General features: G+C 69.0%; 19 protein-coding genes and 1 pseudogene. 17 read left to right on the forward strand and 3 right to left on the reverse strand.

The genetic code is table 11. The annotated features are described in order from the left end of the window. A pseudogene (locus KBX34_RS20305) lies at positions 1 to 870 on the forward strand (glycosyl hydrolase); the annotation flags it as partial. Between the two features lie 99 nt (positions 871 to 969). Here the strand turns inward: KBX34_RS20305 and KBX34_RS20310 are convergent. After that, positions 970 to 1740, reverse strand: coding sequence for a FadR/GntR family transcriptional regulator (locus KBX34_RS20310; protein WP_088947070.1), 771 nt, complete (start codon positions 1738 to 1740; stop codon positions 970 to 972). Positions 1741 to 1887: 147 nt separating this feature from the next. Between KBX34_RS20310 and KBX34_RS20315 the strand changes: the two genes are divergently transcribed. The 8 genes from KBX34_RS20315 to KBX34_RS20350 all read left to right on the forward strand — a co-directional run bounded on the left by KBX34_RS20315 (position 1888) and on the right by KBX34_RS20350 (position 9931). Next, a complete protein-coding gene (locus tag KBX34_RS20315) occupies positions 1888 to 3153 on the forward strand; it encodes an ABC transporter substrate-binding protein (RefSeq protein ID WP_210793407.1) in 1266 nt (421 codons plus the stop codon). A gap of 4 nt (positions 3154 to 3157) precedes the next feature. After that, a complete protein-coding gene (locus KBX34_RS20320; protein ID WP_172861986.1) occupies positions 3158 to 4138 on the forward strand; it encodes a carbohydrate ABC transporter permease in 981 nt (326 codons plus the stop codon). After that, the gene (locus tag KBX34_RS20325) at positions 4138 to 4965 is read left to right on the forward strand and encodes a carbohydrate ABC transporter permease (RefSeq protein WP_088947072.1); all 828 of its coding nucleotides are present in this window, start codon (positions 4138 to 4140) and stop codon (positions 4963 to 4965) included. Before KBX34_RS20320 ends, KBX34_RS20325 begins: the two co-directional genes overlap by 1 nt. A gap of 1 nt (position 4966) precedes the next feature. Beyond that, positions 4967 to 6190 (forward strand): mandelate racemase/muconate lactonizing enzyme family protein, encoded by a 1224-nt coding sequence (locus tag KBX34_RS20330; protein ID WP_099851741.1) that lies wholly within the window; start codon positions 4967 to 4969, stop codon positions 6188 to 6190. A 105-nt stretch (positions 6191 to 6295) separates the two neighbouring features. Beyond that, positions 6296 to 7321 carry a zinc-binding dehydrogenase gene (locus KBX34_RS20335; RefSeq protein WP_210926318.1) on the forward strand — a complete coding sequence of 342 codons (1026 nt, stop codon included), beginning with the start codon at positions 6296 to 6298 and terminating at the stop codon, positions 7319 to 7321. Then, a complete protein-coding gene (locus tag KBX34_RS20340; RefSeq protein WP_088947075.1) occupies positions 7318 to 8079 on the forward strand; it encodes an SDR family NAD(P)-dependent oxidoreductase in 762 nt (253 codons plus the stop codon). The genes KBX34_RS20335 and KBX34_RS20340 overlap by 4 nt, the downstream gene beginning before the upstream one ends. Next, positions 8076 to 8954: an amidohydrolase gene (locus KBX34_RS20345; protein WP_210926321.1), complete on the forward strand. Its 879-nt coding sequence runs from the start codon at positions 8076 to 8078 to the stop codon at positions 8952 to 8954. Before KBX34_RS20340 ends, KBX34_RS20345 begins: the two co-directional genes overlap by 4 nt. Then, complete coding sequence (locus KBX34_RS20350) at positions 8951 to 9931, forward strand: aldo/keto reductase (RefSeq protein ID WP_210926323.1); 981 nt, start codon at positions 8951 to 8953, stop codon at positions 9929 to 9931. The genes KBX34_RS20345 and KBX34_RS20350 overlap by 4 nt, the downstream gene beginning before the upstream one ends. 109 nt (positions 9932 to 10040) lie before the next feature. Here KBX34_RS20350 and KBX34_RS20355 read toward each other — a convergent pair whose 3' ends face one another. Further along, on the reverse strand, positions 10041 to 13586 hold the full coding sequence (locus KBX34_RS20355) for a ThuA domain-containing protein (RefSeq protein ID WP_210926325.1): 3546 nt from the start codon (positions 13584 to 13586) through the stop codon (positions 10041 to 10043). A 521-nt stretch (positions 13587 to 14107) separates the two neighbouring features. Between KBX34_RS20355 and KBX34_RS20360 the strand changes: the two genes are divergently transcribed. The 7 genes from KBX34_RS20360 to KBX34_RS20390 all read left to right on the forward strand — a co-directional run bounded on the left by KBX34_RS20360 (position 14108) and on the right by KBX34_RS20390 (position 24163). Further along, complete coding sequence (locus tag KBX34_RS20360) at positions 14108 to 15619, forward strand: sugar ABC transporter ATP-binding protein (protein ID WP_210926327.1); 1512 nt, start codon at positions 14108 to 14110, stop codon at positions 15617 to 15619. Further along, positions 15616 to 16587 (forward strand): ABC transporter permease, encoded by a 972-nt coding sequence (locus KBX34_RS20365; RefSeq protein WP_088947080.1) that lies wholly within the window; start codon positions 15616 to 15618, stop codon positions 16585 to 16587. Before KBX34_RS20360 ends, KBX34_RS20365 begins: the two co-directional genes overlap by 4 nt. 2 nt (positions 16588 to 16589) lie before the next feature. Then, positions 16590 to 17573: an ABC transporter permease gene (locus tag KBX34_RS20370; RefSeq protein WP_210926329.1), complete on the forward strand. Its 984-nt coding sequence runs from the start codon at positions 16590 to 16592 to the stop codon at positions 17571 to 17573. A gap of 12 nt (positions 17574 to 17585) precedes the next feature. After that, positions 17586 to 18767: a substrate-binding domain-containing protein gene (locus tag KBX34_RS20375; RefSeq protein WP_307871447.1), complete on the forward strand. Its 1182-nt coding sequence runs from the start codon at positions 17586 to 17588 to the stop codon at positions 18765 to 18767. A 7-nt stretch (positions 18768 to 18774) separates the two neighbouring features. Continuing rightward, complete coding sequence (locus KBX34_RS20380) at positions 18775 to 19626, forward strand: sugar phosphate isomerase/epimerase (protein WP_210926331.1); 852 nt, start codon at positions 18775 to 18777, stop codon at positions 19624 to 19626. A 79-nt stretch (positions 19627 to 19705) separates the two neighbouring features. Next, the gene (locus tag KBX34_RS20385; protein ID WP_374223710.1) at positions 19706 to 22099 is read left to right on the forward strand and encodes an RICIN domain-containing protein; all 2394 of its coding nucleotides are present in this window, start codon (positions 19706 to 19708) and stop codon (positions 22097 to 22099) included. Between the two features lie 498 nt (positions 22100 to 22597). Next, on the forward strand, positions 22598 to 24163 hold the full coding sequence (locus KBX34_RS20390) for a polysaccharide lyase family 1 protein (RefSeq protein WP_210926333.1): 1566 nt from the start codon (positions 22598 to 22600) through the stop codon (positions 24161 to 24163). 37 nt (positions 24164 to 24200) lie between these two features. Here the strand turns inward: KBX34_RS20390 and KBX34_RS20395 are convergent, their stop codons facing one another. Next, positions 24201 to 24866 carry a TetR/AcrR family transcriptional regulator gene (locus tag KBX34_RS20395; RefSeq protein ID WP_141908564.1) on the reverse strand — a complete coding sequence of 222 codons (666 nt, stop codon included), beginning with the start codon at positions 24864 to 24866 and terminating at the stop codon, positions 24201 to 24203. Positions 24867 to 24967: 101 nt separating this feature from the next. On the opposite strand from KBX34_RS20395, the gene KBX34_RS20400 reads away from it, so the two are divergent. Beyond that, the gene (locus KBX34_RS20400) at positions 24968 to 25882 is read left to right on the forward strand and encodes an SDR family NAD(P)-dependent oxidoreductase (protein ID WP_210926336.1); all 915 of its coding nucleotides are present in this window, start codon (positions 24968 to 24970) and stop codon (positions 25880 to 25882) included. Positions 25883 to 25894 lie beyond the last annotated feature (12 nt).

Genomic DNA, 25894 nt, shown 5'->3' on the forward strand with positions numbered 1-25894 from the left:
CAGTACGCCGACTGGGGTGGCGCCAACCAGCAGTGGCAACTCGTCCCCACGGACAGCGGCAACCCGCCGCCGACGGGCGGCAGCGGGTGCGGCAAGGCGCCGACGCTCTCCAGTGGCACGCACACGATCCAGACCAACGGCAAGAGCCGCACCTTCATCCTGCGGGTGCCCGCGAACTACAACAACAGCAACCCGTACCGGCTGATCTTCGCGTTCCACTGGCGAGGCGGCACCATGCAGGAGATCTCCTCCGGCGGCACGAGCGGGACCCCGTGGTCCTACTACGGGCAGCAGGAGCAGTCGAACAACAGCGCGATCCTGGTCGCGCCCCAGGGGTTCGGCAACGGTTGGGGCAACGCCGGCGGTGAGGACATCACCTTCGTCGATGACATGATCACCCGGATCGAGAGCAGCCTCTGCGTCAACCCGAGGCAGCGCTTCGCCCTCGGCTTCAGCTGGGGCGGCGGCATGAGCTACGCCATCGCCTGCGCGCGGCCCACCGTCTTCCGGGCCGTCGCGGTCATCTCCGGCGGGCAGATCAGCGGCTGCAGCGGCGGCACGCAGCCCATCGCGTACTTCGGATTGCACGGCATCTCGGACAACGTCCTGAGCATCTCCCAGGGGCGGTCGTTGCGGGACACGTTCGTCCGCAACAACGGGTGCACCGCGCAGAACCCGCCCGAGCCGGGCGCGGGCAGCCGCACCCACATCACGACCACCTACTCGGGCTGCCGGTCCGGTTACCCGGTGCAGTGGGCGGCGTACGACAACGGTCACATGCCCGGTCCGGTGGACGGCACCTACGCCGAGAGCGGCATCACGACCTGGACCAAGGGTGAGATCTGGAGGTTCTTCGCGCAGTTCTCCTGATCCCGGTCGCCGGCGAGGCCGGCGCTGACATCGGCGGTGGCGCCTGCTCCGAGATCGCGGGAGCAGGCGCTGCCGCCCTCAGCGTTGGAGCTGCGCCCTTCAGCGCTGAAGACGTACCGGCTTGCCCGAGCCGCTGCGGCGGACCAGCCAGGCCTCGGTGATGTGGGTGAACATCGCCTGGGCGGCGCCCTCGGAGTCGTGGGCGGCGATGCGCTCGTAGATGCGTCGGTGGCCCTTGTTGGATGCCACGCACAGCGAGCGTTCGGTGCGGCCCATGTAGCGGGCGGTGTTGATGACCTGGCTTTCCAGTGCCCGCACGACGCCGCGGGCGATGCGGTTCCCGGATGCCTGCATGATCGTGTCGTGGAAGGCCCGGTCATGGTCGTGGTACGTGACGTGGTCGTCGACGAGCTCGTCCATCCGGTCCACCATGGCGCGCAGCCGGTCGACGGTCTCGGCGTCGGCGAGGCGGGCGGCCACGTTCGCCATGTCGGACTCCAGCACCCGCCGGGTGACGACGAGGTCGTCGAGAATGGCGAGGCTGTCGTCCTCGGCGATGGTGGCCGCGAGGACGAGCTCGTCGAGCATGTCCCAGTGTGACGGTGGGGTGACCATGGTGCCGGCACCCTGGCGGACCTGCACCAACCCCTTCTCCTGAAGGATCTTGACGGCTTCCCGGACGACGGTCCGGCTCACGGAGAAGGTGTCGCAGAGGACCGGTTCGGGTGGCAGGGACGTCCCGGACGGGTGGACGCCACGGACGATGCGCTGCACGAGTTCGGCGGTGACCGCCCTGGCGAGGTTGGTCGGTCGACGCACCCACTCCGGGGTCCCCGGATTGTTCAGGGCTGTCTCCTGCGCTGGCGTCATGTCCCCCTCCGAATGGCTCGCCGTGGCACGACGTCGACATCAGTCTACGGCCGACTATTGACGTCACACGTCATACGAGTTACTTTCCGATCAACAATGGCATGGCGGCCCGCCCGTCGGCCACCCCACGTTCAGAGGTGACAACTGATGAGACAGCGCGCAATGTGGTCGGCCGTCCTCGTTGTGGGACTGGCCTTGGCCGGCTGTGGCAGTGCCAGCGATTCGGGCAAGTCCAGCGGCGGCTCGGACGACAAGTTGGTGGTGTGGGACTGGAAGTCCGGCGAGCCGTTCGCGAAGTCGTACCTGGACAAGGCGAAGGCCGACTTCAAGAAGAAGCACGCCAACGTCACTGTCGAGTTCGTCGCGCAGCCCTTCGACCAGTACTACACGCTGCTCGGTGCGGCCATCCAGTCCGGCAAGGGCCCGGACGTCATGCTGTTCAACGGCGGTGGCCAGATCCGCGACCGGGTGGACGCGCTGGTGCCGCTCGACGACTACGTGGCCGAGGACAAGCAGCGGTTGGCCGGCTGGGAGGCGTTCGCCAAGGACGGCAAGACCTACGCCGCACCGGTGACGCTGCAGGGTTACCCCATCTACTACAACAAGGCGGTCTACCAGAAGGCGAACCTCGACCCGGCGAGCCCGGCCACCACGTGGGACAAGTTCGTCGCCGACTGCGCCGCCATCGCCAAGGCCGGCTCCAAGTGCTTCGCCCTCGGCAACAAGGAGGGCGTCGGCATCCAGTTCTGGCTCTCCAGCATGGGCTCGACCACCCTCACCGCCGCGGAGTACGACGCCTGGATCACCGGCAAGCGCGACTGGAACTCGGCAAACGTCAAGCGGGTCTTCCAACTCTGGAAGGAGACCGGTGAGAAGAAGATGAACAGCGACGGGGCCAACTCGACCGCTATGTTCAACGACTCCTTCGCACTCTTCCAGTCCGGCAAGGCCGCGCACGTCATGGGCCTGATGTCGGACGTGGGGCACTGGCAGGACTTCAACGAGTTCCTCACCCCGGAGAAGCTCGGCGTCATGAAGGCCCCGGTCGTCACCGCCGGCACCACCCCGAGCCTCCCGTACGACGGTGGCATCGGCTACGCGGTCGCCAAGTGGACGAAGGACCCGAAGGTGGCCGCCGACCTGGTGCGCTCCCTGAGTTCGGCCGACGCGCTGAAGGCGTTCTACGCCGACGCCGGCGCGATCGCCGCCGACACCACCATCGACGTGTCGCAGGGCGGGCCGGCGGTCTCCACGATCGTCAACGAGCTGAAGAGTGGCAAGCCCGCGCTGCACGTCGCGCTCTCCTCGAAGACGCTCGACCTGATGGGCCGCCTCTCCCAGCAACTGCTCAGCGGTTCGATCACCGTCGACGAGGTGGTGAAGCAGTTGGCCGCTTCCGACCAGGCGGGCTGACCTCGTGCCAATCGGAAACACGCAACCGTCGGTCCGTCTGGCTCCGGCCGGACGGGCCGGCGGGGCGGCGGGCACCCCCGCCGCGCACCGGGGTGGCGTACGCCCCCGTCCCGACCGGGGAGGGCTGCGCGCCGAACGCTTCGCCCCCTACATCCTGGTCGCCCCAGCCGTCCTGATCATCGTGCTGCTGCGGCTCTACCCGCTGATCCTCGGGGTCAACTTCTCCTTCACCGGCGACGGTGCGCAGAACGGGACGGCTGTCGGTTTCGGCAACTATCGGGAGCTCTTCGCCGACCCGCTGTTCCAGACCGCGCTGAAGAACGTCGGGCTGCTGGTGCTGCTGCTGCCGGTGGCGGTGGCGATCCCCGGTCTGCTCGCGACGTTCATCTACCTGCGGGTGCCCGGTCACCGCTTCTACCGCAGCGTCTACTTCTTTCCCGCGGTGCTCTCACCGGTCATCGTCGGTGCGATCTTCAACCTGCTGCTCGCCTTCGACGGCCCCCTCAACGCCGTCCTCTCCTCGGTCGGTGTCGATCCGATCGACTGGCTCGGTGACCCGGGCATCGCGATGTTCATGGTGGTCGGCGTGCACATCTGGGCCACCTTCGGCATGGCCCTGGTGGTGTTTCTCGCCGGGTTCGCCACGCTGGACCCCGCGCTGCTGGACGCCGCCCGCGTGGACGGGGCGTCGCTGCGCCAGGTGGTCTGGCACGTGATCGTCCCGAGCCTCTCGCGCACCATCCAGTTCGTCTTCGTGACCACGATGATCGGGATGCTGACCTCGATGTTCGGGCTGCTCTACGTCATGACCAGCGGCGGGCCGGAGGGGTCGACGTACCTGCCGGAGTTCTACATCTGGAAGCAGCAGGGCCAGATGAACCGTCCCGCTCTCGCGTCGGCCGCGTCGACGATCCTCTTCATGATCATGCTCGTGGTGGGGCTGTTGCAGATCAAGCTGCTCGAACGATCCGGAAAGGAGGATTGATGTCTCGCCTCCGCCTGGGCTGGTGGCTGATCGCCATCCCCATGTCGTTGCTCGCCCTGGCGACGATCTACCCCCTGCTGTTCACCGCCAACGTCGCGATGAAGACGCGCCGTGACTACATCCTCGACCGGTTCTCCCTGACCGACGCTCTGCGTTGGGAGAACATCAGCACGGCGTGGAACAGCGTCGGGATGGGCCGCTACTTCGTCAACTCGCTGTTCGTGGTGACGGCGTCGGTGCTCCTGCTGCTGCTGCTCGGGTCGATGGCCGGCTTCGCCCTGAGCCAGTTGCGGTTCCGTGGCTCGTCGGCGTTGTTCCTGGGCTGCCTCGCGGGGCTCTTCATCCCGTTCCAGGTGATCATGGTGCCGCTCGCCCGGATCATGGCCGACACCGCGCTCATCGACACGTACCCGGGCCTGATCCTGGTCTACGTGGCCCAGTTCCTGCCCTTCACCGTCTTCCTGATGACGAGCTACTACAAGGGCATCCCGTCGGAGATCGTCGACGCGGCCCGCATCGACGGCAACACCGTGTACGGCGTGTACCGCCGGATCATGCTGCCCCTGGGCACCCCGGCGCTGCTGTCGGTCGGCATCCTCAACGCCCTGTTCTGCTGGAACGACGTCCTCATGGCACTGGTGATGATGCCGTCGGCCGAACACCGGACGCTGATGATCGGGGTGACCTCGCTGCGCGGGCAGTACTCCGACAACATCCCCACCTTCGCCTCCGGGGTGCTGATCGCCGCGATACCCGTCCTGTTGGTCTACCTGTTCCTCCAGCGCCAAATTGCCGACGGTGTAGCCGCCGGTTCCACGAAGGGTTGACATGCGCATCACGGGATATCGGACGCTCACCACGGTCCAGGAATGGGGGCGGCCGGTCGGCGATGCCAACGGCGTCTTCGCCGACGGGGTGGTCCCGGTCTCGATCGTCGTCGTCGACACCGACGAGGGCATTTCGGGCGTCGGCCTCGGGCCGCACGTCGAGATCGAGCGGGTCTTCGCCGCCATCGAGGGCGAGGACCCGCGCGCGGTGACGACCCTCTACGACCGCATGTTGCGGCACACGTTCAAGGCGGGCCACGCGGGCCCGGTGTTCGGCACCATCGGCGCTCTCGACACCGCACTCTGGGACATCAAGGCGCAGGCCGCCGGTGAGCCGTTGTGGCGGCTGCTGGGCGGACGTGACCGGCGCGTTCCCGCCTACGCGTCCGGCCTGGACATCGGGCTGACCGACGACGAGCTCGTCTCCGAGTACGAGGTCTACGCCAGCCACGGCCTGCGGGCCGCCAAGCTCAAGGGTGGCCTCGACATCGAGCGCGACCGGCACCGGCTCTGCCTGGTCCGGGACGTCCTGACCGAGGCCGGCCACGGCCGGCGGCCGGGTCTGATGCTGGACGTGAACGAGGCATGGACCCGCAAACAGGCCGTTCGGCACGTCTGCGAACTCGAACGCAGCCTGGACCTCATCTGGATCGAGGAGCCCGTCCGACGCTGGGACGCCGAGGGCAACGCCGCGGTGAGCAGAGGAGTGCGCGCGTCGGTCGCCACCGGGGAAAACCTCACCGGGCTCGAACAGTACCGCCCGCTGATCGCCGCCGGCGCGGTCGACGTCGTCCAGATGGCCGCCGTCTGGGGGGTCACCCACTTCCTGCGGGCGTCCGCCCTGGCACACGCCCACGACCTGCCGGTCAGCCCGATCGGCAACAGCCCGATCGGGCTGCTGCACGCCGCGACCTCGGTGCCGAACCATCTGACCAGCGAACTGCAGGACCTGCACCGACCGGTCGGGGTCTCCATCGACCTGCACGTCGAGGACGGTGCCTTCGTCCTCGGCGACTCACCCGGGCTGGGTGTCCGGGTCGACGAGGAGCTGATCCGTGCCGCCAACCGCCGCCCGCAGCCGCAGACGGCCGACAGCCCCAACGTCCGGCCGGAGCGCGCCGGCCGTCGGCTGCTGGCCGGGGTCGACGGCATCGTCCCCGGCCGCCAGGTGCCCGTCGTGTCGCTGAACTCGCACAACGACGTGGCACCCACCGCGCGGCACTGAGCTGACCACCACATCAAAGGGAGCGTGGGTGCACCGCCACGGCGGTGCACCCATGACCATGCCGGTCGGCACGACCGACGTACCGACCGTCGAGACGGAGGATCGATGAAGGCAGTCGTCTACCGGGGGGCGCGTCACCTCGGAATCGAAGAACGCGAACCGGTGCCACCCGGTCGCGGCCAGGTGCGGATCGAGGTGGCCTACACCGGAATCTGCGGCACGGACCTGCACATCTACCACGGGGACATGGACGCCCGGGTCGGTGACTCCGCGATCATCGGCCACGAGATGTCCGGGCGGATCGCGGCCCTCGGCGAGGACGTCGACGGCTGGAGCGTCGGCCAGCCCGTCACCGTGATGCCGACCCGGCCGTGCGGGCAGTGCGCCGCCTGCGAGCGCGGCAACTCCCACGTCTGCCACGCCATGAACTTCCTCGGCATCGACTCACCGGGCGCCATGCAGTCCTCCTGGAACGTGCCGGTGGAGCTGGTCCTGCCGCTGCCCGAGGAGTTGCCGCTCGACCACGCGGCGCTCGTCGAGCCGGTCGCGGTCGCCGTGCACGACGTCCGGCGGGGGAACGTGACCGCCGACGACCAGGTGGTCGTGGTCGGCGGTGGGCCGGTAGGTGTCCTCATCGCCACCGTCGCGCAGAGCCGCGGCGCACGGGTGCTCCTCGTCGAGCCGGACCCGTTCCGCCGCGAGGTGGCGGGCGGGATCGGGATCGAGGCCGTCGACCCGGGATCGACCGATGTCGTGGCACTGGTCAACGACCGCACCGACGGCGCGGGCGCCGACATCGCCTTCGAGGTGTCCGGCTCCGCGGCCGGCGTCACCACGGCGGTCGACGTCCTCACCACCCGGGGTCGGCTGGTGATGGTGGCGATCCACCCCAAGCCTCGCGAGGTGAACCTGCACCGGTTCTTCTGGCGCGAGCTGGAACTCCTGGGTGCCCGGCTGTACCAGCGCGACGACATGGTGGAGGCGATCCGGTTGGTCGCCTCGGGCGCGATCCCGGCGCGACAGCTCATCTCCCGTGTCGAACCGGTCCAGGCGGCCGCCGACGCCTTCACGGCCCTGGAAGGTGGCGGTGTCATGAAGGTGCTGCTCGACCTGCGGGAGGGCAACCAGTGACCGCCCTGTTCGACCTGTCCGGACGGACCGCCGTCGTGACCGGGGCGCGGCGCGGCATCGGCCTCGCCATGGCCGAGGCCCTGGCCTTGGCCGGTGCCGACATCGTCGGGGTCTCCGCCCAGCTCGAAGCGACCGGCAGCGAGGTGGAACGCCGGGTGCGGGCAGCAGGCCGCGGGTTCACCGCGCTGCGGGCCGACCTCGGCGACCGCGCGGCCGTGCACCGGCTGGCCCGGGACATCACCGCTCTCGGGCCGATCGACATCCTGGTGAACAACGGCGGCACGATCGCCCGTACTCCGGCCGCGGAGCACCCGGACGAGATGTGGGACCACGTGATCGAGGTGAACCTCAGCAGCCAGTTCGTCCTGAGCCGGGAGATCGGCCGGACGATGGTCGAGCGGGGCCGAGGGAAGATCATCTTCACGGCGTCGCTGCTGAGTTTCCAGGGTGGCATCACCGTCCCCGGCTACGCCGCGTCGAAGTCGGGGGTGGCCGGTCTGACCAAGGCGCTGGCGAACGAGTGGGCGGCCCACGGGGTGAACGTCAACGCCATCGCCCCCGGTTACATCGCCACCGACAACACCCAGGCGCTGCGCGACGACCCCGACCGTGCCCCGGCGATCCTCACCCGGATCCCGGCGGGTCGGTGGGGCCGGGCCGACGACCTCGGTGGCGCCGCGGTGTTCCTGGCGTCGGCGGCATCCGACTACGTCAACGGAATCGTCCTGCCCGTCGACGGCGGCTGGCTGGGCCGATGACGGGCGCAGAGGTGCCCGGACGAGCCGGGATCGTCGACGCGCACCACCACCTCTGGGTCCGCGCACGGCACCCCCAGCCGTGGATCGACCCGGTGACCATGGCGGCCATCGACGCCGACTTCGAACCCGCGGATCTCGCGCCGGTGGCCCGGGCCGCCGGGGTCACCGCGACCGTGGTGGTGCAGTCCATCGCCTCGGAGGCGGAGACGGTGGACCTGCTGGCCGTCGCGGCCGGGGACACCCTCGTCCGTGGTGTCGTCGGCTGGGTGGACCTGACCGCCGACGACGTCGCCCAGCGCCTCGAAGGCCTGCGGGCCGCACCGGGCGGGGAACGCCTCGTCGGCATCCGCCACCTCGTACAGAGCGAGACCGACCCGGCGTACCTGGACCGCCCGGACGTCCGCCGGGGGATCGCGGCGGTCGGCGCGGCCGGCCTGGTCTTCGACCTGCTGGTCCGCCAACACCAGCTGCCCATGGCCGCACGCCTGGCGCACGACCTGCCGGAGGTGCGCTTCGTGCTCGACCATCTGGGCAAGCCCGCATTGGGCCGTCCGGAGATGACCGAGTGGACTCGCGGTCTGCGGGCGTTGGCGGCCTCGCCCAACACCACGGCGAAGCTCTCCGGTCTGGTGACGGAAGTGGAGCGGTCGCCCTGGACGACGGAAGACCTCCGACCGGCCGTCGAGGGCGCGCTCGACTCGTTCGGACCGGACCGACTGATGTACGGCTCGGACTGGCCGGTCTGTCTGCTCGCCAGCTCGTACCCGCGATGGGTCGAGGCGCTGGCGGAGTTGCTGGGCGACCACGACGAGGCCGACCAGGCGCTGCTCTGGGGGGACACGGCGCGGCGCGTCTATCGGTTGGAGGCGTCGTGAGGGTGCGAGCACTGCCGCGTCGCCCGGAGGTGCGTCTCACCGAGCTGGGCTTCGGTGCGGCCCAGGGTGGCAACCTGTACCGGGCCACGACGGACGAGGAGTTCGCGTCGGCGGTCGACACCGCGTGGGAGGCGGGCGTCCGGTACTACGACACCGCGCCGCACTACGGGCTCGGTCTGTCCGAGCGCCGACTCGGCGCCGCGTTGCGGCACCGCCCGCGCGACGAGTACGTCGTGTCGACGAAGGTCGGGCGACTGCTGGTGCCGTCGCCGCAGGACGCCCACCTGCGGGACTCCGACGGGTTCGATGTCCCCGCGAGCCACCGGCGGGTGTGGGACTTCAGCCGCGACGGCGTCCTTCGCTCGATCGAGGCCAGCCTGGATCGCACCGGGCTGGACCGGATCGACATCGTCTACCTCCACGACCCGGACGACCACTGGGAGTGGGCCGCCAGTGAAGCCGTGCCGGCCCTGGTCGAGCTGCGTGACCAGGGCGTGGTGGGTGCCATCGGCGCTGGCATGAACCAGTCGGAGATGCTGGCCCGGTTCGTGCGGGAAGCCGACGTCGACGTGATGATGTGCGCCGGGCGGTACACCCTGCTGGAGCAGGGCGCGGCCGATGACCTGCTGCCCGCCGCCCAGAGTCGCGGGGTGGGCATGGTCATCGCGGGTGTCTACAACTCGGGGCTGCTGTCGCGGGACCGGCCGCCGGCTGACGCCGTCTACAACTACCAGCAGGCCCCGGCAGAGTTGATCGAGCGGGCGCGGCGGATCGCGACGGTCTGCGAGACGTACGGCGTCACCCTGCCGCAGGCGGCACTGGCCTTCGTCCGCCGGCATCCGGCGGTGGTGTCGACGGTGGTCGGTGTGCGCAACACCTCCCAGGCCGCCGAGGCGGTGCGACGCTCGGAGGCCGTCGTGGCGGAGGAACTCTGGGACGCGCTGGCGGCGGCGGGGCTGCTCGCCACGGCGCACTAGGGCGACGCCCTCCCTCTCAGCTCGAGGACGACGTCCCGGCCGGGACCGGCTCCGCTCATCGGATACCGGTCCCGACCGGGACGTCATTCGCTACGGCGACAGCCGCGGGTCACACCGCCGTGAACCGCCACTGCTGGTTGGCCGCACTGTGGCAGGTCCACTGCAACAGTCGGGCGCCGTCGGTGGTGGCGGCGCCGTTGACGTCCACGCACAGCCCGCTCAGCACGCTGCGCACCGTGTAGACCCCGGAGGTTCCCGTCGCGGTCGCGGTGAACTTCTGCTGGTTGCCGTTGTTGCAGGTGGCCTGCTGGAGGAAGGCACCCGCCGCCGTGGAGCTGCCGACCACCTCGACGCACTTGCCGCTGTGCACGGCCTTCAGGTAGACCGCACCGCTACCGGCGTCGACGGCCTGCCACTTCTGGTTGTTGCCCCCAGTGGCCGCCCACTGGGTGATCTGAGCGCCGTCGGCGGTGGAGACACCGCTGACGTCCATCAGCTTGCCGCTGTGCTGGGCCGTGACCGTCCAGGTCTTGCCCGCCAGGCCACCACCGGTGCCGGGTGTTCCGACGCCGTTGCCGCCGAAGGTGTGCGAGTCCAGATCGAACGAGTTGTTGCTGTTCTTGAACACCATGTAGAGCGTCTGTGTCCCGCTGAGCGCGGAGACGCTCACCGGAGTCGTGGACTGGTAGTTGTCCCAGCCGCCCGTACTGGGCACCGTGGTGGTGGCCAGCAGGGTGCCGGTCGGCGAGCCGGCGCGCAGCTCGATCGTGCCGCCACCGGACGGCGACGACAACCGGTAGCTGACCGTCGAGATGCCCGACAGGCTCATCGGGCTGAACGCGATCCAGTCGTTGGTGGAGATGTCACCGACGCGCTTGGTGCTCTCCGCCGCCGCCTGGTCGACGACCCGGATGCCGGACTGGCTGCTGAAGTACTCGGACTGCTTGTGCTTTGGCTGGAGAATCGCCTGCGCGGTACCGGTGAGCGGAGCCGCGCCCCCCGCACCGCCGCTGTCGGTGTAGCGAGCGTTCAGCACGTAGAACAGGTTGGCGCCGTCCGGATGACCACCGAGCAGGTCGGTGGAGATGGTGCCCGAGCAGCCCGGGTACTCGGTGGTCTCGTGCGCGTGGTCATCGTGACCGAGCGCGGGGTTGAGGACCACCTTCGAGCAGTCGACAGTGCCGCCGTCCGGGTCGGTCACGTTGATCTGGTACGACACCTTGTCACCGAAGGTGAGCATGCCGCCGTTGGATGGTGTGGTGATGGTGACCACCGGGGCACTGTTGCCGACGGTGATCTGGACGTTGGCGAAGCCCGTCTTACCGGTGTTGTCGGTGACCTTCAACTGCGCCGTGTAGTTGCCGTTGGCGGTGTACACCTTCGACGGGTTCGCGGCCGTGGAGCTGGTGCCGTCGCCGAACGTCCACTGGTAGCTCAGCGTGTTGCCGGGGTCCGGGTCGGCCGTGCCCGCGCTGCTGAACTGGACGGTGAGCGGGGCGGTGCCACTGGTGGGTGTGCCGGTGGCCTTGGCGATCGGCGACCGGCCGCCCTGGATGTAGTCGACCCGGTAGAGCCCGGAGTCGCTGTTGCCGCCACCGAAGTTGGTGCCCCACTCCAGCAGGTAGAGCGAGCCGTCCTTGCCGAACTCCATGTCCATCGGCTTGTTGAACCGGGCCGTGGGCAGGAACGGGTTGGTGCGGGTCACCGCCGAGGCGGAGTCGAAGTGCACCTCCTTGATGTAGCTGCGCGACCACTCGTAGAAGAAGTGGACGCCGTCGTAGTAGGGCGGGAACTTCGTCGCGGACGGGTTCGCGGGGTCATACCGGTAGACCGGCCCGCCCATCGGCGCGGAGCCGCCGGAGCCGAGCTCCGGGAAGGTCGGCGAGGTGCCGTAGCCGTACCACATGTTGGGTGCGACGACCGGCTTCAGGCTGGTCAGGCCGGTGTTGTTGGGGGAGTTGTTGACCGGTGCCGAGCAGTTGAACTTCGAGCCGACGACGCCGGTGTCCGGGTTGAACGGCGCGTAGGGCTGGTTGTCGCCGTGGCAGAACGGCCACCCGTAGTTGCCGGGCGTCTTGATCACGTTGAGCTCGACCAGGCCCTCGGGGCCGCGGTTGGTGGTGGGCGGGTTGCGGTCCGGCCCGTAGTCAGCCAGGTAGACCCAGCCGTTGGCGGGGTCGATCGAGAAGCGGAACGGGTTGCGGAAGCCCATCGCGTAGATCTCCGGCTTGGTCTGCGCGGTGCCCTGCGGGTAGAGGTTGCCGGTCGGGATGGTGTAGCTGCCGCTGGCACCGGGGCGGATGCGCAGCAGCTTGCCGCGCAGGTCGTTGGTGTTGCCGGCGGTCCTGGCGGCGTCGAGGTTGGACTTGCCCGACCGCCAGTCCAGCGGGGCGTAGCCCTGCCAGTTGGGGTCGAGGTTCGGCGGCGTGTCGTCGCCGGTGCCGATGTAGAGGTTGCCGTCCGGACCGAACTCGATGTACCCGCCGGTGTGGCCGGGCTCCGGGAACGTCCGGTCACGGTAGGCCGGGATGTCGATGATCGTCACACCGCTGGACATGTTCAACGTGTCGCCGGAGAGCGTGTAGCGGGAGACGCGGTTGACGTCGGTCGTGCTGCTCGCCGGCGAGTGGTACAGGTACACGTACCCGTTGGTGGCGAAGTTGGGGTCCAGCGCCATGCCGGTGAGACCGTCCTCGCCGCCGGTGTAGACGCTCAGCGTGCCGGCGGTGACAGTGCTGTTGGTGGAGGGCTTGAAGATCTTCAGTTGCCCGCCGCGTTGGGCGTAGAGCACCCGCCCGTCGGGGGCCACTGCCATCGCCATCGGGTCGACGGTGTTGTCGTCGAGGGTGCGCTTCTCGAAGTTGCCCCAGACGGTGCCGCCGCAGTCGCCGGCGACGCTGCCGGCGGCCCACCGGACGCCACCGAGGACGTGGTTGCGGAAGTTCGTCTCGCTGTACGAGGCGATCGCGTGGCCCATCGCGGTGGCCCACACCCGCCCACCACCGGCGTTGCGGCACCAGGAGATCGGGTGGTCCGGGCCCATCGCCCGGGACCCCGGGTTGTACGTGCGCTCGTCGGCGGTCACCAGGACGTGCACGTTGCCGCGCGGGTTGGTGTCGAAGTTGTACCACTCCTCGCTGCGGTTCCAGCGATCCGGCAGACCGGCCGTCGACGGGTGCTGCTTGTCGGCGACGATTGCGGTGCCGGGCAGCACGCCGGGGGAGTGTTCGGGCATGTGGGCGCCGCCGTTGATGGTCTGGTCCCACCACGGGTACTCCGACTCGATGCCCATGTCGGTGGCGTTGTGGACGCCGACGATGCCCTTGCCGCTGGCGAGGTAGCCCTCCACCGCCTGGCGCTGCGCCGCCGAGGTCCAGACCATGCCGGAGGTCTGGAACATGATGATGACGTCGAAGGTCGCCAGGTTGCTGGCGGTGAAGACGCTGGAGTCCTCGGTCGCCACCAGCTCGAAGTTGTTCGCCGCCGCCTGCTGCTGGAACATGGCGATTCCGGCGGGGATCGAGTCGTGCCGGTAGCCGGCGGTCTTGGTGAACAGCAGGGCACGGAAGGCCGGGGCCGCCGATGCGGGTGGGGCGAGTCCGAGCGACAGTAACAGGCCGGCGATCACCGCGATGATCAATGTATTGCGACGCATGCCGTCTCCTAGGTTGTGCGGTGGTGGGGTGCGATCACGGCCCTACGGTGCGTCAGGTTCTGCCTGGACGCCTGGGCGGGCACGAGCGCGCGCTGGGCTGTCCTCGTGCCGTTCGCCGAAACGGCAGTCAGACCGGCAGGACGTCACACAGCGTGATGATGGCCGTGGTTGTCGTCCCGTGGCCCACGAGGTCAGGATGAGCTAGAGATCGATGGATGTCAATCAACGAGGGTAACGTCCGATGTCCTGCCCGGTGGACGACGGCCGCGAGCGGCTCCCTGGCTGCGGTGCCACTGTCGATCATGGACCGGCCTGGGAGTCGGCCTAGATCGAGGATTGCGGACCCGCATCCAAACATCTATCTTCATACGTGTGATGTTTCGCCAATGTCAAGAGAATGTTTGCAACGCGCGAACCGAAGCCGCCTCCGTTCCTACGAAAGTTTGATGTCCAGCGCTTCAAAGTCGCCGTAGTGTGGCATTGAATGCTGTCGATAACTACTGTCTGTGAGGGCACTCGGGATGTCAGACTCGCGGCCGGTGCCGCTGCTCACCCTTCGGGGTATCGGCAAGTCCTTCCTCGGAGTACGCGTTCTCGGCGAAGTCGACCTCGATGTGGCGCCAGGCGAGGTCCACGCCGTCGTCGGTGAGAACGGCGCAGGGAAGTCGACCCTCATGAAGATCGTCTCGGGCGGATACTCGCCGGACGAGGGCACTGTCGAGTTCGCCGGGGAACCCCGGGTGTTCCGTGGCCCGCGAGACGCGCAACAGGCCGGCGTCGGCATCATCCACCAGGAGTTCAACCTGCTCCCGGAGCGCACCGTCGCCGAGAACGTCTACCTCGGCCACGAGCCGGTCCGCCGCGGGTTGGTCGACCGCCGGGCGATGCTCGACCGCACCACGCGGCTGCTCGCCTCGATCGGGGAGACCACGTTGCCGGCGGACGCCCGGGTGGGGCAGCTCGGTGTCGCGCAGCAGCAGGTCGTCGAGATCGCCAAGGCGCTCGCCCTGGACGCGCGGCTGCTCATCATGGACGAGCCGACCGCCTCGCTGGCGGACCACGAGGTCGAGCTGCTCTACGGGTTGGTGCGCCGACTCCAGGAGAGGGGCATCGGCCTGCTGTACGTCTCGCACCGGCTCGCCGAGGTCTTCGACCTGTCCAGTCGGATCACCGTCCTGAAGGACGGCCGCCGCGTAACCACAGTGGACACGGCCGACACCACCGCCGACCAGTTGGTGCGGCACATGGTCGGCCGCGAGCTCTCCAGCTACTACCCCGACCGGGCCAGCCCCGACGACCTGGGCCCGGTGCGGGTCACCGTCCGCGACGCGGGAAACTGGAAGCTGCGCGGCGTCAACCTCGAGTTGCGTGCCGGCGAGGTGCTCGGCGTCGGCGGCCTGCAGGGCTCCGGGCGTTCGGCGCTCGCCCGCGCGCTCTTCGGGGTGTCGCCGTTCACGACCGGCGAGGTCACGCTCGACGGCAGGCCGGTGCGGCTGCGCTCGCCACGCACCGCGATGCGGGCCGGCATCGCCTACGTCACCGAGGACCGCAAGGGCGAGGGGATCGTCCCCCGACAGTCGGTCCTCGACAACACGCTGCTCGCCAGCCGGGCCGTGTTCGCGATCCGCTCCGGCCACGCGGCCCGCACCGTCCGCGCCCGCGAGCTGCTCGCCGCCGTGGAGGTCCGTGGCGCCGGCGACGACCAGGAGATCCGCTTTCTGTCCGGGGGCAACCAGCAGAAGGTCGTGCTGGCCCGATGGCTCGCGCTCAACCCGCGGATCCTGCTCTTCGACGAGCCGACCCGGGGCATCGACGTGGGCGCGAAGTCCGCCATCCACGATCTCGTCCGCCGTCTCGCCCGCGACGGCGCGGCCGTGCTGATGATCTCGTCCGACCTACCGGAGCTGCTGGGGATGAGTGACCGGATCGTCGTCCTGCGCGACGGCCGCATCGTGGGCGAGTTGCCCGCCGGCGCGTCCGAGGAGGACGTCGTCGCGTTGGCGGTCGGGACCGCGCGGGAGGCAGCTGCATGAGCGCCCTGTCGCTCCTTCCGGCCCGCCGTCCCGTACCGGGCGTGTTCGTGGCCCTGACCCTCACCCTCGCGATCGGCTGGCTGGTCGTCCTCGTCGACGGCGGTCAGCTGTTCAACCAGTCCACGACGGTGAGTCTGCTGCACGTCGCCGCCGGCCTCGGACTCGTCGCCGTCGGACAGACCCTGGTCATCCTGGGTGGCTCGCTCGACCTGTCGGTGGCGTACGTGATCAGCCTCAGCACCCTCGTCGCGGCCGAGACGATGAACGGCAGCGACGGCGCGTTGGTGCCGGCGATCGGCCTGGCGCTCGCCGTCAGCGCCGGTGTCGGGCTGCTCAACGGGCTCCTCGTCACCAAGTTCCGGGTCAACGCGTTCATCGCGACCCTCGGCGTCGGGCTGCTGCTCAAGGGTTACCTCGACAACGGCTACGACGGCCCGGCCGGCACGACCTCGCCCACGCTCGTGCAGTCTCTCGGCTACCAGCGCGTCGGCCCGGTGCCACTGTCGTTCCTGTTGCTGATCGCCGTGACCGCGGCGGCCTGGTTCGCGCTCTCGCGGACCCGCTTCGGCCATCACCTGGTCGCCGTCGGCGGCGACCCGGAGGTGGCCCGGCTCTCGGGTGTCCGCAACGACCGGATCCTGGTCACCGCCCACGTGCTCTGCTCGATGTGTGCCGGGCTCGCCGGTATCTACCTGGCCAGTCGGCTCGGTTCGGGTGCTCCCCGGGTGGGCACCGAGGGTCTCTACGACCTGGAGTCGATCGCCGCCGTGGTGATCGGCGGGACCGCCCTCGCCGGCGGGCGCGGCGGTGTCATCGGCACCGTCGGTGGGGTGCTGCTGCTCGCCAGCATCGACGCCATCTTCAACCAGCTCGAGGTGGATGCCTTCTTCAAGCAGGTGATCCGGGGCGTCATCATCATCGCCGCGGTCGCCGTCTACGCCCGCAGGGCCATGCGAAAGGCGGCCTGACCGTGCAGACCGTCCAGCCCCGTTCGCTGCCGCGGCGTCTGCCGCGGGTGCGCCCCGGTGGTGTCCTGCCGATCCTCGCGATCCTCGCGGTGCTGCTGGTGCTCGTCGGCATCCGGCAGCCCGACTTCCTGTCCCCGCCGTCGCTGATGTCCTTCCTCGGTCGTTCGGCGCCGATCATCCTGCTCGCCGCCGGTCAGTACTTCGTGATCGTCTCCGGTGAGTTCGACCTCTCGGTCGGTTCCCTGGTCACCGCGCAGGTGGTCGTCGCCGCCCGGCTGATCGACGGAGACCCGGCGCGTACCTGGCCGGTGGTGCTGCTCCTGCTCGCCTTCGGAGCACTCGTCGGGCTGGTCAACGGCCTCATCACCACCCGGCTGCGGGTGCCGTCGTTCATCACCACCCTCGGCATGTTCCTGATCCTGGTCGGGGCGGTCTACCTGTGGTCCGACGGTGCACCGAAGGGTGGGCTCTCCGAGGAGTTCCGGCGGTTCGGCCGGCGCGCGTTCGAGGACGTGCCGGTGCTCGGCCGCATGCCGTACGCGCTGCTGGTCCTGTTGGTCCTGGCGGTGGTGGCCGTGCTGCTGATGCGGTCCGACTTCGGCCGGACGCTGGTCGCCGTCGGCGACAATCCGCGCACCGCCGAGTTGAGCGGCGTACGCGTGTGGCGTACCCGGACGATCGCCTTCATCCTCAGCGGGCTCGCGGCGGCCGTGGCGGCGATCCTGCTGGGCGGCTACAGCGGCGTCTCGTTCCAGGCCGGAGCGGGCCTGGAGTTCGGTGCCATCACCGCGGTCGTCCTCGGTGGCGTCGCTCTGGGCGGGGGCCGCGGCGCGGTCGTCGGCGCGATGCTCGGGGCGCTGACCCTCGAACTGCTCTTCGCCCTCATGAATTTCTACGGCGTCTCCGGCGCCCTCAGGTCGGCCGTCCAGGGCGGGATCATCCTGCTCGCCGTGGCGGTCTCCGCAACTCGTTCTTCGTCGAGATAAAGGGGAACCATAGTGCGACGTTTCATGGCGGCGCTGGCCGCTGTCACCCTGCTGTCCGTCACCGCCTGTTCCACCGACGAGCCGGCCGCCGGCCCCTCGGGCAGTGCCCCCGCCGCCGGTTCGGGCACCGGGGACCAGTCGAAGTTCTTCGTGCAGGCCGATTACGACGCGGAGCTCGCGCTGCTCGACGCCGCCGCCACGGGCCCGGCCGACAAGCCGTGGGAGCAGGTGCTCAACCCGACGATGGTGGACACCGCCAAGTTCAAGAAGAAGGGCCCGCACAAGATCTGCTTCTCCAACGCGGCCCTGAACAACCCGTGGCGGCAGGTCGGGTTCAAGACCATGCAGGCCGAGGTCGAGGCACAGAAGAGCCGCATCAAGGAGTTCGTGCACGTCGACGCCGAAGGCAAGGACCAGAAGCAGATCGCGGACATCAACGACCTGCTCGGCAAGGGCTGCGACGCGCTCATCGTCTCGCCCAACACCACCGCCACTCTCACCCCGGCCGTCGAGGCGGCCTGCCAGGCGGGTCTGCCGGTCATCGTCTTCGACCGTGGCGTCAACACGAAGTGCCCGGTGACCTTCATCAACCCCATCGGGGGTTACGGGTTCGGTCACGTCGGCGCTGAGTTCGTCAGTCAGAAGATGAAGCCCGGCGGGAAGGTCCTCGCCCTGCGGATCCTGCCTGGTGTCGACGTTCTGGAAACCCGGTGGTCGGCGGCGAAGGTGGCGTTCGACAAGGCGAAGGTCGACGTCGTGGGTGTCGAGTTCACCGACGGTGACCCGGCCAAGACGAAGAAGATCGTGGATGACTACATTCAGCGTTACGGGACGATCGACGGTGTCTGGATGGACGCCGGAGCGGTGGCCGTCGCGGCGGTCGAGGCGTTCCAGGACGCGGGTAAGCCCGTTCCGCCGATGAACGGTGAGGACCAGCTCGACTTCCTGAAGATCTGGAAGGACAAGCAGCTCACCGCGATCGCGCCGACCTACCCGACCTACCAGTGGCGTACGCCGATCATCGCCGCGCTGCGGATCCTCGACGGCGAGCAGGTCTCCAACCCGTGGAAGCTGCCGCAGCCGACCGTCACCCAGGACAACCTGGACCGGTACCTCGATCCGAGCATGCCGCCGCTGCACTACGCGATGTGCGGCTGCACCGACCTGCCCGGTTACCCGCAGCGCTGGAAGTAGGTTCCGGGTGTACGCCATCGGTGTCAACCCCTGGGTGTGGGCCTCGCCGGTCGACGACGAGGCCCTGGCCGAGCTGATCCCACGGATCGCCGAGTTCGGCTTCGACGCCGTCGAGCTGCCGATCGAGCAGCCCGGTGACTGGGACCCGGTCCGTACCCGGGACCTGCTGGCCGCGCACGGCCTCGCCGCCGCCGGGGTCTGCGCGGTCACCCCGCCGGGGCGGGACCTGGTGGACGCCGCACCGGCCGTCGTGGAGTCGACAGTGGCGTACCTCAAGGGATGCGTGGCGAGCGCCGCGGCCGTCGGCGCCCCGTGCGTCGGCGGCCCGGTGTACGCCTCGGTCGGCCGCACCTGGCGGATGTCACCGACGGCTCGCGCCGCCTGCTACGCCGACTTCCGGCGGGCCCTGGCGCCGGTGGCCGAGCGGGCGGGCGAGTGCGGGGTGAGCATCGGCGTCGAGGCGTTGAACCGCTACGAGACGAGCGTCGTCAACACGATCGAGCAGACGGTCGAGCTGATCGACGGCCTACCGCCGAGCGTCGGCATCATGATCGACACGTATCACATGAACATCGAGGAGGCCGACCCCTACGCGGCCCTCGCGGTCGCCGGCCCGCACATCAAGCACGTCCAGGTCAGCGGCACCAACCGGGGTGCTCCCGGTGCCGACCACTTCGACTGGCCCCGGTTCTTCACGGTCCTGCGGGACACCGGCTACCAGGGCGCGATCTGCATCGAGTCGTTCACGGCGGAGAACGAGACCATCGCCACCGCCGCGGCGATCTGGCGCCCGTTGGCCCCCTCCCAGGACCGCCTCGCCACGGACGGCCTGCGCTATCTCCGGGAGATCCTCGGCTGACCGGCGCCGCGCGCCAACCCCGCGCTCGTTGAGGCGATCCGCCACCCCCATCCCTTTGTCATGTCAGGAGCACCGTCCCGTGTCCTCGTCCCTTCCGCCGCTGCGCCGAATGCTGGCCGGCGCCGCCGCGACAGCGTTGACCGCGCTGGTCGTGGTGGCCGCCTCGGCGTCCCCGGCCTCCGCTGCCACCACCACCCTCTACGCGTCGCCCGCTGGCACCGGCACCAGTTGCTCGGCCAGCCAACCGTGCTCGCTGACCGCCGCCCAGGCCGCGGTCCGGGCGAGCAACGCCACGATGTCCGGTGACATCGTCGTGCAGTTGGCCGATGGCGTGTACCGGCTCTCGTCGCCGATGCGCCTGACCGCTGCCGACTCCGGCAACAACGGCTATCAGGTGATCTGGCGGGCGGCGCCGTCCGCCCGTCCGACGATCACCGGTGCCCGGGCCGTCACCGGTTGGTCGCAGGTCGACTCCGGCAGGAACATCTGGCGTGCCAACGTCGGCGCGGGGCTCGACTCCCGCCAGCTCTACGTCAACGGGGCCGTCGCCACCCGGGCGCGCACCGCCGTGAACCGCTCCGACTTCACCTTCACCACGGCCGGCATGCGGTTCAGCAACAGCGCTCTCAACTATCTCAACAACCTCGGCAACCAGAACCGGGTCGAGGTGGAGAGCGTCGGCTCGTTCACCGACCGGTACTCGCCGGTGCAGAGCATCAGCGGCAACTTCCTCACGATGCAGCAGCCCGCGTGGAACAACAACACCTTCGGGTTCGACACCCTCTCCAGCCCGCACCGCGCCGGTCCCTTCTACCTGACCAACGCGTACGAGTTCCTGGACTCACCGGGGGAGTGGTATCTCAACCCGGGCAACGGTCAGCTCAACTACATCCCGCTCGCGGGGCAGAACATGAGCTCCGTCAGCGTGGAGTTGCCGCAACTCCAGTCCCTGGTGAACGTCGGTGGCACCTACGACGCGCCCGCGCACCACATCTCGTTCAGCGGCATCACCTTCACGGGCACCAGTTGGCTCGGCCCCAGCAGCAGCAACGGCTTCGCCGACCAGCAGACCGGCGCGCACATCACCGGCACCTGGGCGCGTCCGTCCGACGCGTTGACCTCCTGCCAGGCCGGTTGCCCCCAGTTCGAGGCCACCCGGCCGAACTGGAACCAGATGCCCGCCGCCGTGCAGGTGTCGGCGGCCAACACCATCACCTTCAGCGACTCGCAGTTCGTCAACCTCGGGCAGACGGCCATCGGCATCGGTAACGACGCCAACGCCCACGCCAGCGGTGTCGGCCTGGGCGCCAGCAACATCACCGTCACCCGATCCGAGATCGCCCGGAACTCCGCCGGCGGCATCGTGGTCGGCGGCGTACGCGCCGACGCGCACCACCCCGGCGACCAGCGGATGGTCAACCGCAACATCACCGTGAGCAACAACCGGGTGCACGATCTCGGCCTGGAGTACCGGGGGGTCGTCTCGATCCTGACCACCTACGTGAACACGTCGCTGATCTCGCACAACGAGGTCTACAACATGCCGTACACCGGTCTGTCGGTCGGCTACGGCTGGGGCGCCAACGACGCCGGCGGTAGCCAGCACTACGCGAACCGGGGCCTGTACAACTACCAGCCGCGCTACACCACGGCGACCACCGCGGCCAACAACCAGGTCATCGGCAACTACGTCCACGACGTGATGCAGCAGATGACCGACGGCGGGTGCATCTACACCCTGTCGGCGAACCCGGGCGGCACCATCAACGAGAACTACTGCCTGCGGACCAACGGCTGGTTCGGGCTCTACTTCGACGAGGGTTCCCGCTACTACACCGCCCGCAACAACGTGTTCTCCTCCACCGGCACCTGGGCCACCGCCAACTACTGGTACGCGGAGAACATGGGCAACTTCACCGTCACCAACAACTGGTCGACGAACAACTCCACGAACGTGACCAACGGCGATCGCGGCAACGTCGTCAACGGCAACGTCACGGTCAGCAACGGCAGTTGGCCGTCGGGCGCGCAGACGGTGATCAACACGGCTGGCGTGCAGAGCGGCGGCAGCACCAACCCGCAGAACGTGCAGATCGTGGGCGTCCAGTCGGGCCGGTGCGCCGAGATCGGCAACTCCAGCACGACCAACGGCACGCAGGCCCAGATCTGGGACTGCATCAGCTCCGTCACCAACCAGCGGTGGACCCACACCGCCAGCCGGCAGCTCATGGTCTACGGCACCAAGTGCCTGGACGCCTCCGGCCAGGGGACCACCAACGGCACCACGGTGGTGATCTGGGACTGCAACGGCCAGGCCAACCAGCAGTGGAACGTCAACGCCAACGGCACGATCACCGGCGTGCAGTCGGGCCTGTGCCTCGACGCGAACGGCGCCGGAACGGCGAACGGCACGAAGTTGATCCTCTGGTCCTGCAACGGCGGCACCAACCAGCAGTGGCAGCTGCGCAGCTGATACTGCGGCGTGCGTCAACAGGTCCGGGCCGGGGCGACACCGCCCCGCCCGGGCCTGCGCGGTTACGGCTCCTCGACCACGCTCAGCCCGGTCGAGGAGCCGTTCCGTAGGCCCGTGCATGGTCTCGTCGGTCGCCACCCAGATCCGGTGGTCGTCACGGCTAGCGCTGCTGGTGGCGTCGGTGGAGAACAACGACGAGGGCTCCCCGTCGACCACTGCAACAAACCTGCAAGCGCTAACCCTTGCCTTGAGGGAAACCGCTTTCCTACGATTGCGTTACATCGATGTTTCATTCATGAGCCCGGGTGATCGCATTTAGGGCGATGCCAGCAGTGGGTGCCGATTGCGCGACGCCCACTGCGTTCACCAGGGGCAAGGGGATGTCGAGGACAGCCTGGCGATTTACTACCGCCAATTTCTGAGACGCGAGGTTCCGGCCGGTCGCGACGGCCGTCGCGTTGCGTCGGCAAAGACCAGACGAATGCGAAGTGAGGCGAGATGAGACGAGCAGTTTCGGTACGACTACCGGCAGCGCTGGCCACGGCAGCCGTGGGAATCGCGGTCGTGGTTGCCATGCCGACCCCTCAGGCGTCGGCGGCGGTCGGCAGCGCCACCGGCTACGCCACCCAGAACGGTGGGACCACCGGCGGAGCGGGTGGGCAGACGGTGCGGGCCACGACCGGCACGGCGATCCACGCGGCGCTGTGCGGCCGGGCCAGCAGCAGCACCCCGATCACCATCGAGGTCACCGGGACCATCAACCACGGCAACACCACCAAGGTGTCGGGGTCGAGCTGCAACACCGCGGCGGGCGTGATCGAGCTCAAGCAGATCAGCAACGTCACCATCATCGGGGTCGGCAGCGGAGCCGTCTTCGACCAGCTCGGCATCCACATCCGCGACTCCAGCAACATCATCATCCAGAACGTGACCATCCGGAACGTCAAGAAGTCCGGCTCACCCACCTCCAACGGTGGAGACGCCATCGGCATGGAGAGCACGGTCCGCAACGTCTGGGTCGACCACGTCACCCTGGAGGCGTCGGGCGGGGAGTCCGAGGGGTACGACGGCCTCTTCGACATGAAGGACAACACGCAGTACGTGACCCTGTCCTACAGCATCCTGCGCAACTCCGGTCGCGGCGGCCTCGTCGGCTCCAGCGAGAGCGACCTCTCGAACGGCTTCATCACCTATCACCACAACCTGTACGAGAACATCGACTCCCGTACGCCGTTGCTGCGCGGCGGCACGGCCCACATCTACAACAACCACTACGTGAGCCTGCACGAGTCCGGCATCAACTCGCGGGCCGGCGCCAAGGCCAAGGTGGAGAACAACTACTTCCGTGACTCGAAGGACGTCCTCGGCACCTTCTACACCAACGAGCGCGGCTTCTGGCAGGTCAGCGGCAACATCCTCGACAACGTGACCTGGTCTGGCACCGGCAGCGAGAACTACCCCGCCGGCCCCAACCTGACGTCCACCACCACTGTCAGCATCCCGTACCCGTACAGCCTCGACGGCGCGAGCTGCGTGCCGGACATCGTTCGGCAGACGGTGGGCGCCAACACGGGTCTGCGGGTGTCGAACGGCAGTTGCTCACCGCAGACCCCACCGCCGACCACACCGCCGCCGACCACGCCCCCACCCACCACGCCGCCGCCGACCACGCCCCCACCCACCACACCTCCGCCCAGTGGGACCAACCTCAGCCTGGGTGCCAGTGCCGACGGCTCCAGCAAGGCCAGCGGAACGAGCTACGGCAACGTGCGCGACGGCAACATCAGCAGCTACTGGTCACCGGCCGGCTCGACCGGCTCCATCTCGATCAAGTGGGGCTCGGCCACCCGGGTTTCCCGAGTGATCATTCGTGAGCCGTCGGGGACCCAGGGCTCCATCGGGTCCTGGCAGCTGGTCAACCACGACACCGGAGCCGTCCTGGCCTCGGGCAGCGGGGCGGGCTCCATCAGCTTCTCCGCTACGTCGTTGAGCAAGATCACCTTCAAGATCAACAGCTCCAGCGGTACGCCCCGGGTCGGCGAGTTCGAGACGTACGCCAGCTAGGGCGGTTTCCGATCGCGGGCGCTGCCGCGCTCCGGACTCAGGAGCGCGGCAGCATGCCCACGAGCGACGTGATGATCGCGACCCGCAGGGCTGTCCGCAGGTCGACCTGGTGGACCGCGAGCGCCGGCTCGGACTCGTAGACGGCGAGCAGGCTCGGCGGTGGCGAGGTGTAGGCGGACAGCGCGCCACCCACGAGCAGGGCGTTCAGGCAGAACAGCTCGGCGCGGTCGCCGACCTCGGGCAGGTGCCGCCGGACCAGGTCGGCCATCACCGCGAGGTTGCCCAGCGAGGCCCGCTTGTGTCGGCGGACCACCTCGACCGACACGTTGTGCTCAAGCACCCCGCCCTGCGCGCCATAGAGATCACAGAGCACGGTCTGGGCGGCGAGCGACCGACTGAGCACGTCGGCCACCTGCTCCGCCCGTTCCAACGCGGACCGGCCCAGGTCGACGCCGTGGGCCAACTCCTGGTCAAGCTCGGCCAGCCAGGTCGTCGTCCGGTCGTCCATCAGGTCGAGCAGCACCGCCTCGCGGGACTCGAAATAGCGCAGCACCGCCGTCTTGGCCAGGCCGACCCGCCGGCTCAGCTCGTTCAGGGTCACCTCGGCGACCGGCATCTCGTCGAGCATCGCCGAAGTGGTCTCCAGGATCGCCCGGCGCCGGATCTCACGCTGCTCCTCGCTGCGCGCCCGCTGGAACGTCATGACGTCAACCCTAGCTTAGGTACCGGCGGTCCCTTGACATCGTACCGGCGGTACATTACCGTTCGAGCATAAGCTACCGGCGGTACATTGGGGAGCCTGAAATGAAGTGGACCGAGCAGCAGATTCCACGCCAGGACGGCCGGGTGGCCGTGGTCACCGGCGCCAACACCGGACTCGGCTTCGAGACCGCCCGGCTGCTCGCCGAGCGCGGGGCCTCAGTCGTCCTGGCCGTGCGCGACACCGGGAAGGGCAAGCTGGCCGCCGCCCGGATCAACGGCGACGTCTCCGTACGGGAGCTGGATCTGACCTCGCTGGAGTCGGTACGCGCCGCCGCCGACGGCCTGCGCGCCGCCCACCCGAGGATCGACCTGCTCATCAACAACGCCGGCGTGATGTACACCCCGAAGCAGACCACCCGCGACGGCTTCGAGATGCAGTTCGGCACCAACCACCTGGGCCACTTCGCCCTCACCGGCCTGCTGCTCGACCTGCTGCTGCCCGTGCCCGGCTCCCGGGTGGTCACGGTCAGCAGCACCGGCCACCGCATCCGCGCGGCCATCCACTTCGACGACCTGCAGTGGGAACGGTCCTACGGCCGGGCTGCCGCCTACGGCCAGTCGAAGCTCGCCAACCTGATGTTCACCTACGAGCTGCAGCGTCGGCTCGCCGCACACGGCACCACCGTCGCGGTGGCCGCACACCCCGGCGTCTCCAACACCGAACTGACCCGCAACACCCCGTCGGTCGTCCGCCGGCCGGTCACCTGGCTCGCCCCGGTGATCACGCAGCCCGCGACGGCGGGCGCGCTACCCACCCTGCGGGCCGCCACCGACCCGTCCGTCCTCGGCGGGCAGTACTACGGCCCCGACGGCCTGGGCGAGGTGCGCGGCCACCCGAGGCTGGTCACGTCCAGCCCCGAGTCCTACGACGTGACAGTGCAGCAACGCCTCTGGGCCGTCTCGGAAGATCTCACCGGCGTGCGGTTCCCGGTGGGTCAGGCAGCCGTCGCGGCGTGACCGTGCCACGGG

The sequence above is a fragment of the Micromonospora sp. M61 genome (assembly GCF_018070245.1).
Taxonomy (GTDB): domain Bacteria; phylum Actinomycetota; class Actinomycetes; order Mycobacteriales; family Micromonosporaceae; genus Micromonospora; species Micromonospora zamorensis.

Bases quoted from the DNA above. Each gene is read 5' to 3' on its own strand.
- KBX34_RS20310 (WP_088947070.1), bottom strand. From the start codon at position 1,740: ATGACGCCAGCGCAGGAGACAGCCCTGAACAATCCGGGGACCCCGGAG.
- KBX34_RS20335 (WP_210926318.1), top strand. From the start codon at position 6,296: ATGAAGGCAGTCGTCTACCGGGGGGCGCGTCACCTCGGAATCGAAGAA.
- KBX34_RS20395 (WP_141908564.1), bottom strand. From the start codon at position 24,866: ATGACGTTCCAGCGGGCGCGCAGCGAGGAGCAGCGTGAGATCCGGCGC.
- KBX34_RS20330 (WP_099851741.1), top strand. From the start codon at position 4,967: ATGCGCATCACGGGATATCGGACGCTCACCACGGTCCAGGAATGGGGG.
- KBX34_RS20355 (WP_210926325.1), bottom strand. From the start codon at position 13,586: ATGCGTCGCAATACATTGATCATCGCGGTGATCGCCGGCCTGTTACTG.
- KBX34_RS20390 (WP_210926333.1), top strand. From the start codon at position 22,598: ATGAGACGAGCAGTTTCGGTACGACTACCGGCAGCGCTGGCCACGGCA.
- KBX34_RS20315 (WP_210793407.1), top strand. From the start codon at position 1,888: ATGAGACAGCGCGCAATGTGGTCGGCCGTCCTCGTTGTGGGACTGGCC.
- KBX34_RS20360 (WP_210926327.1), top strand. From the start codon at position 14,108: ATGTCAGACTCGCGGCCGGTGCCGCTGCTCACCCTTCGGGGTATCGGC.
- KBX34_RS20400 (WP_210926336.1), top strand. From the start codon at position 24,968: ATGAAGTGGACCGAGCAGCAGATTCCACGCCAGGACGGCCGGGTGGCC.
- KBX34_RS20325 (WP_088947072.1), top strand. From the start codon at position 4,138: ATGTCTCGCCTCCGCCTGGGCTGGTGGCTGATCGCCATCCCCATGTCG.
- KBX34_RS20365 (WP_088947080.1), top strand. From the start codon at position 15,616: ATGAGCGCCCTGTCGCTCCTTCCGGCCCGCCGTCCCGTACCGGGCGTG.
- KBX34_RS20345 (WP_210926321.1), top strand. From the start codon at position 8,076: ATGACGGGCGCAGAGGTGCCCGGACGAGCCGGGATCGTCGACGCGCAC.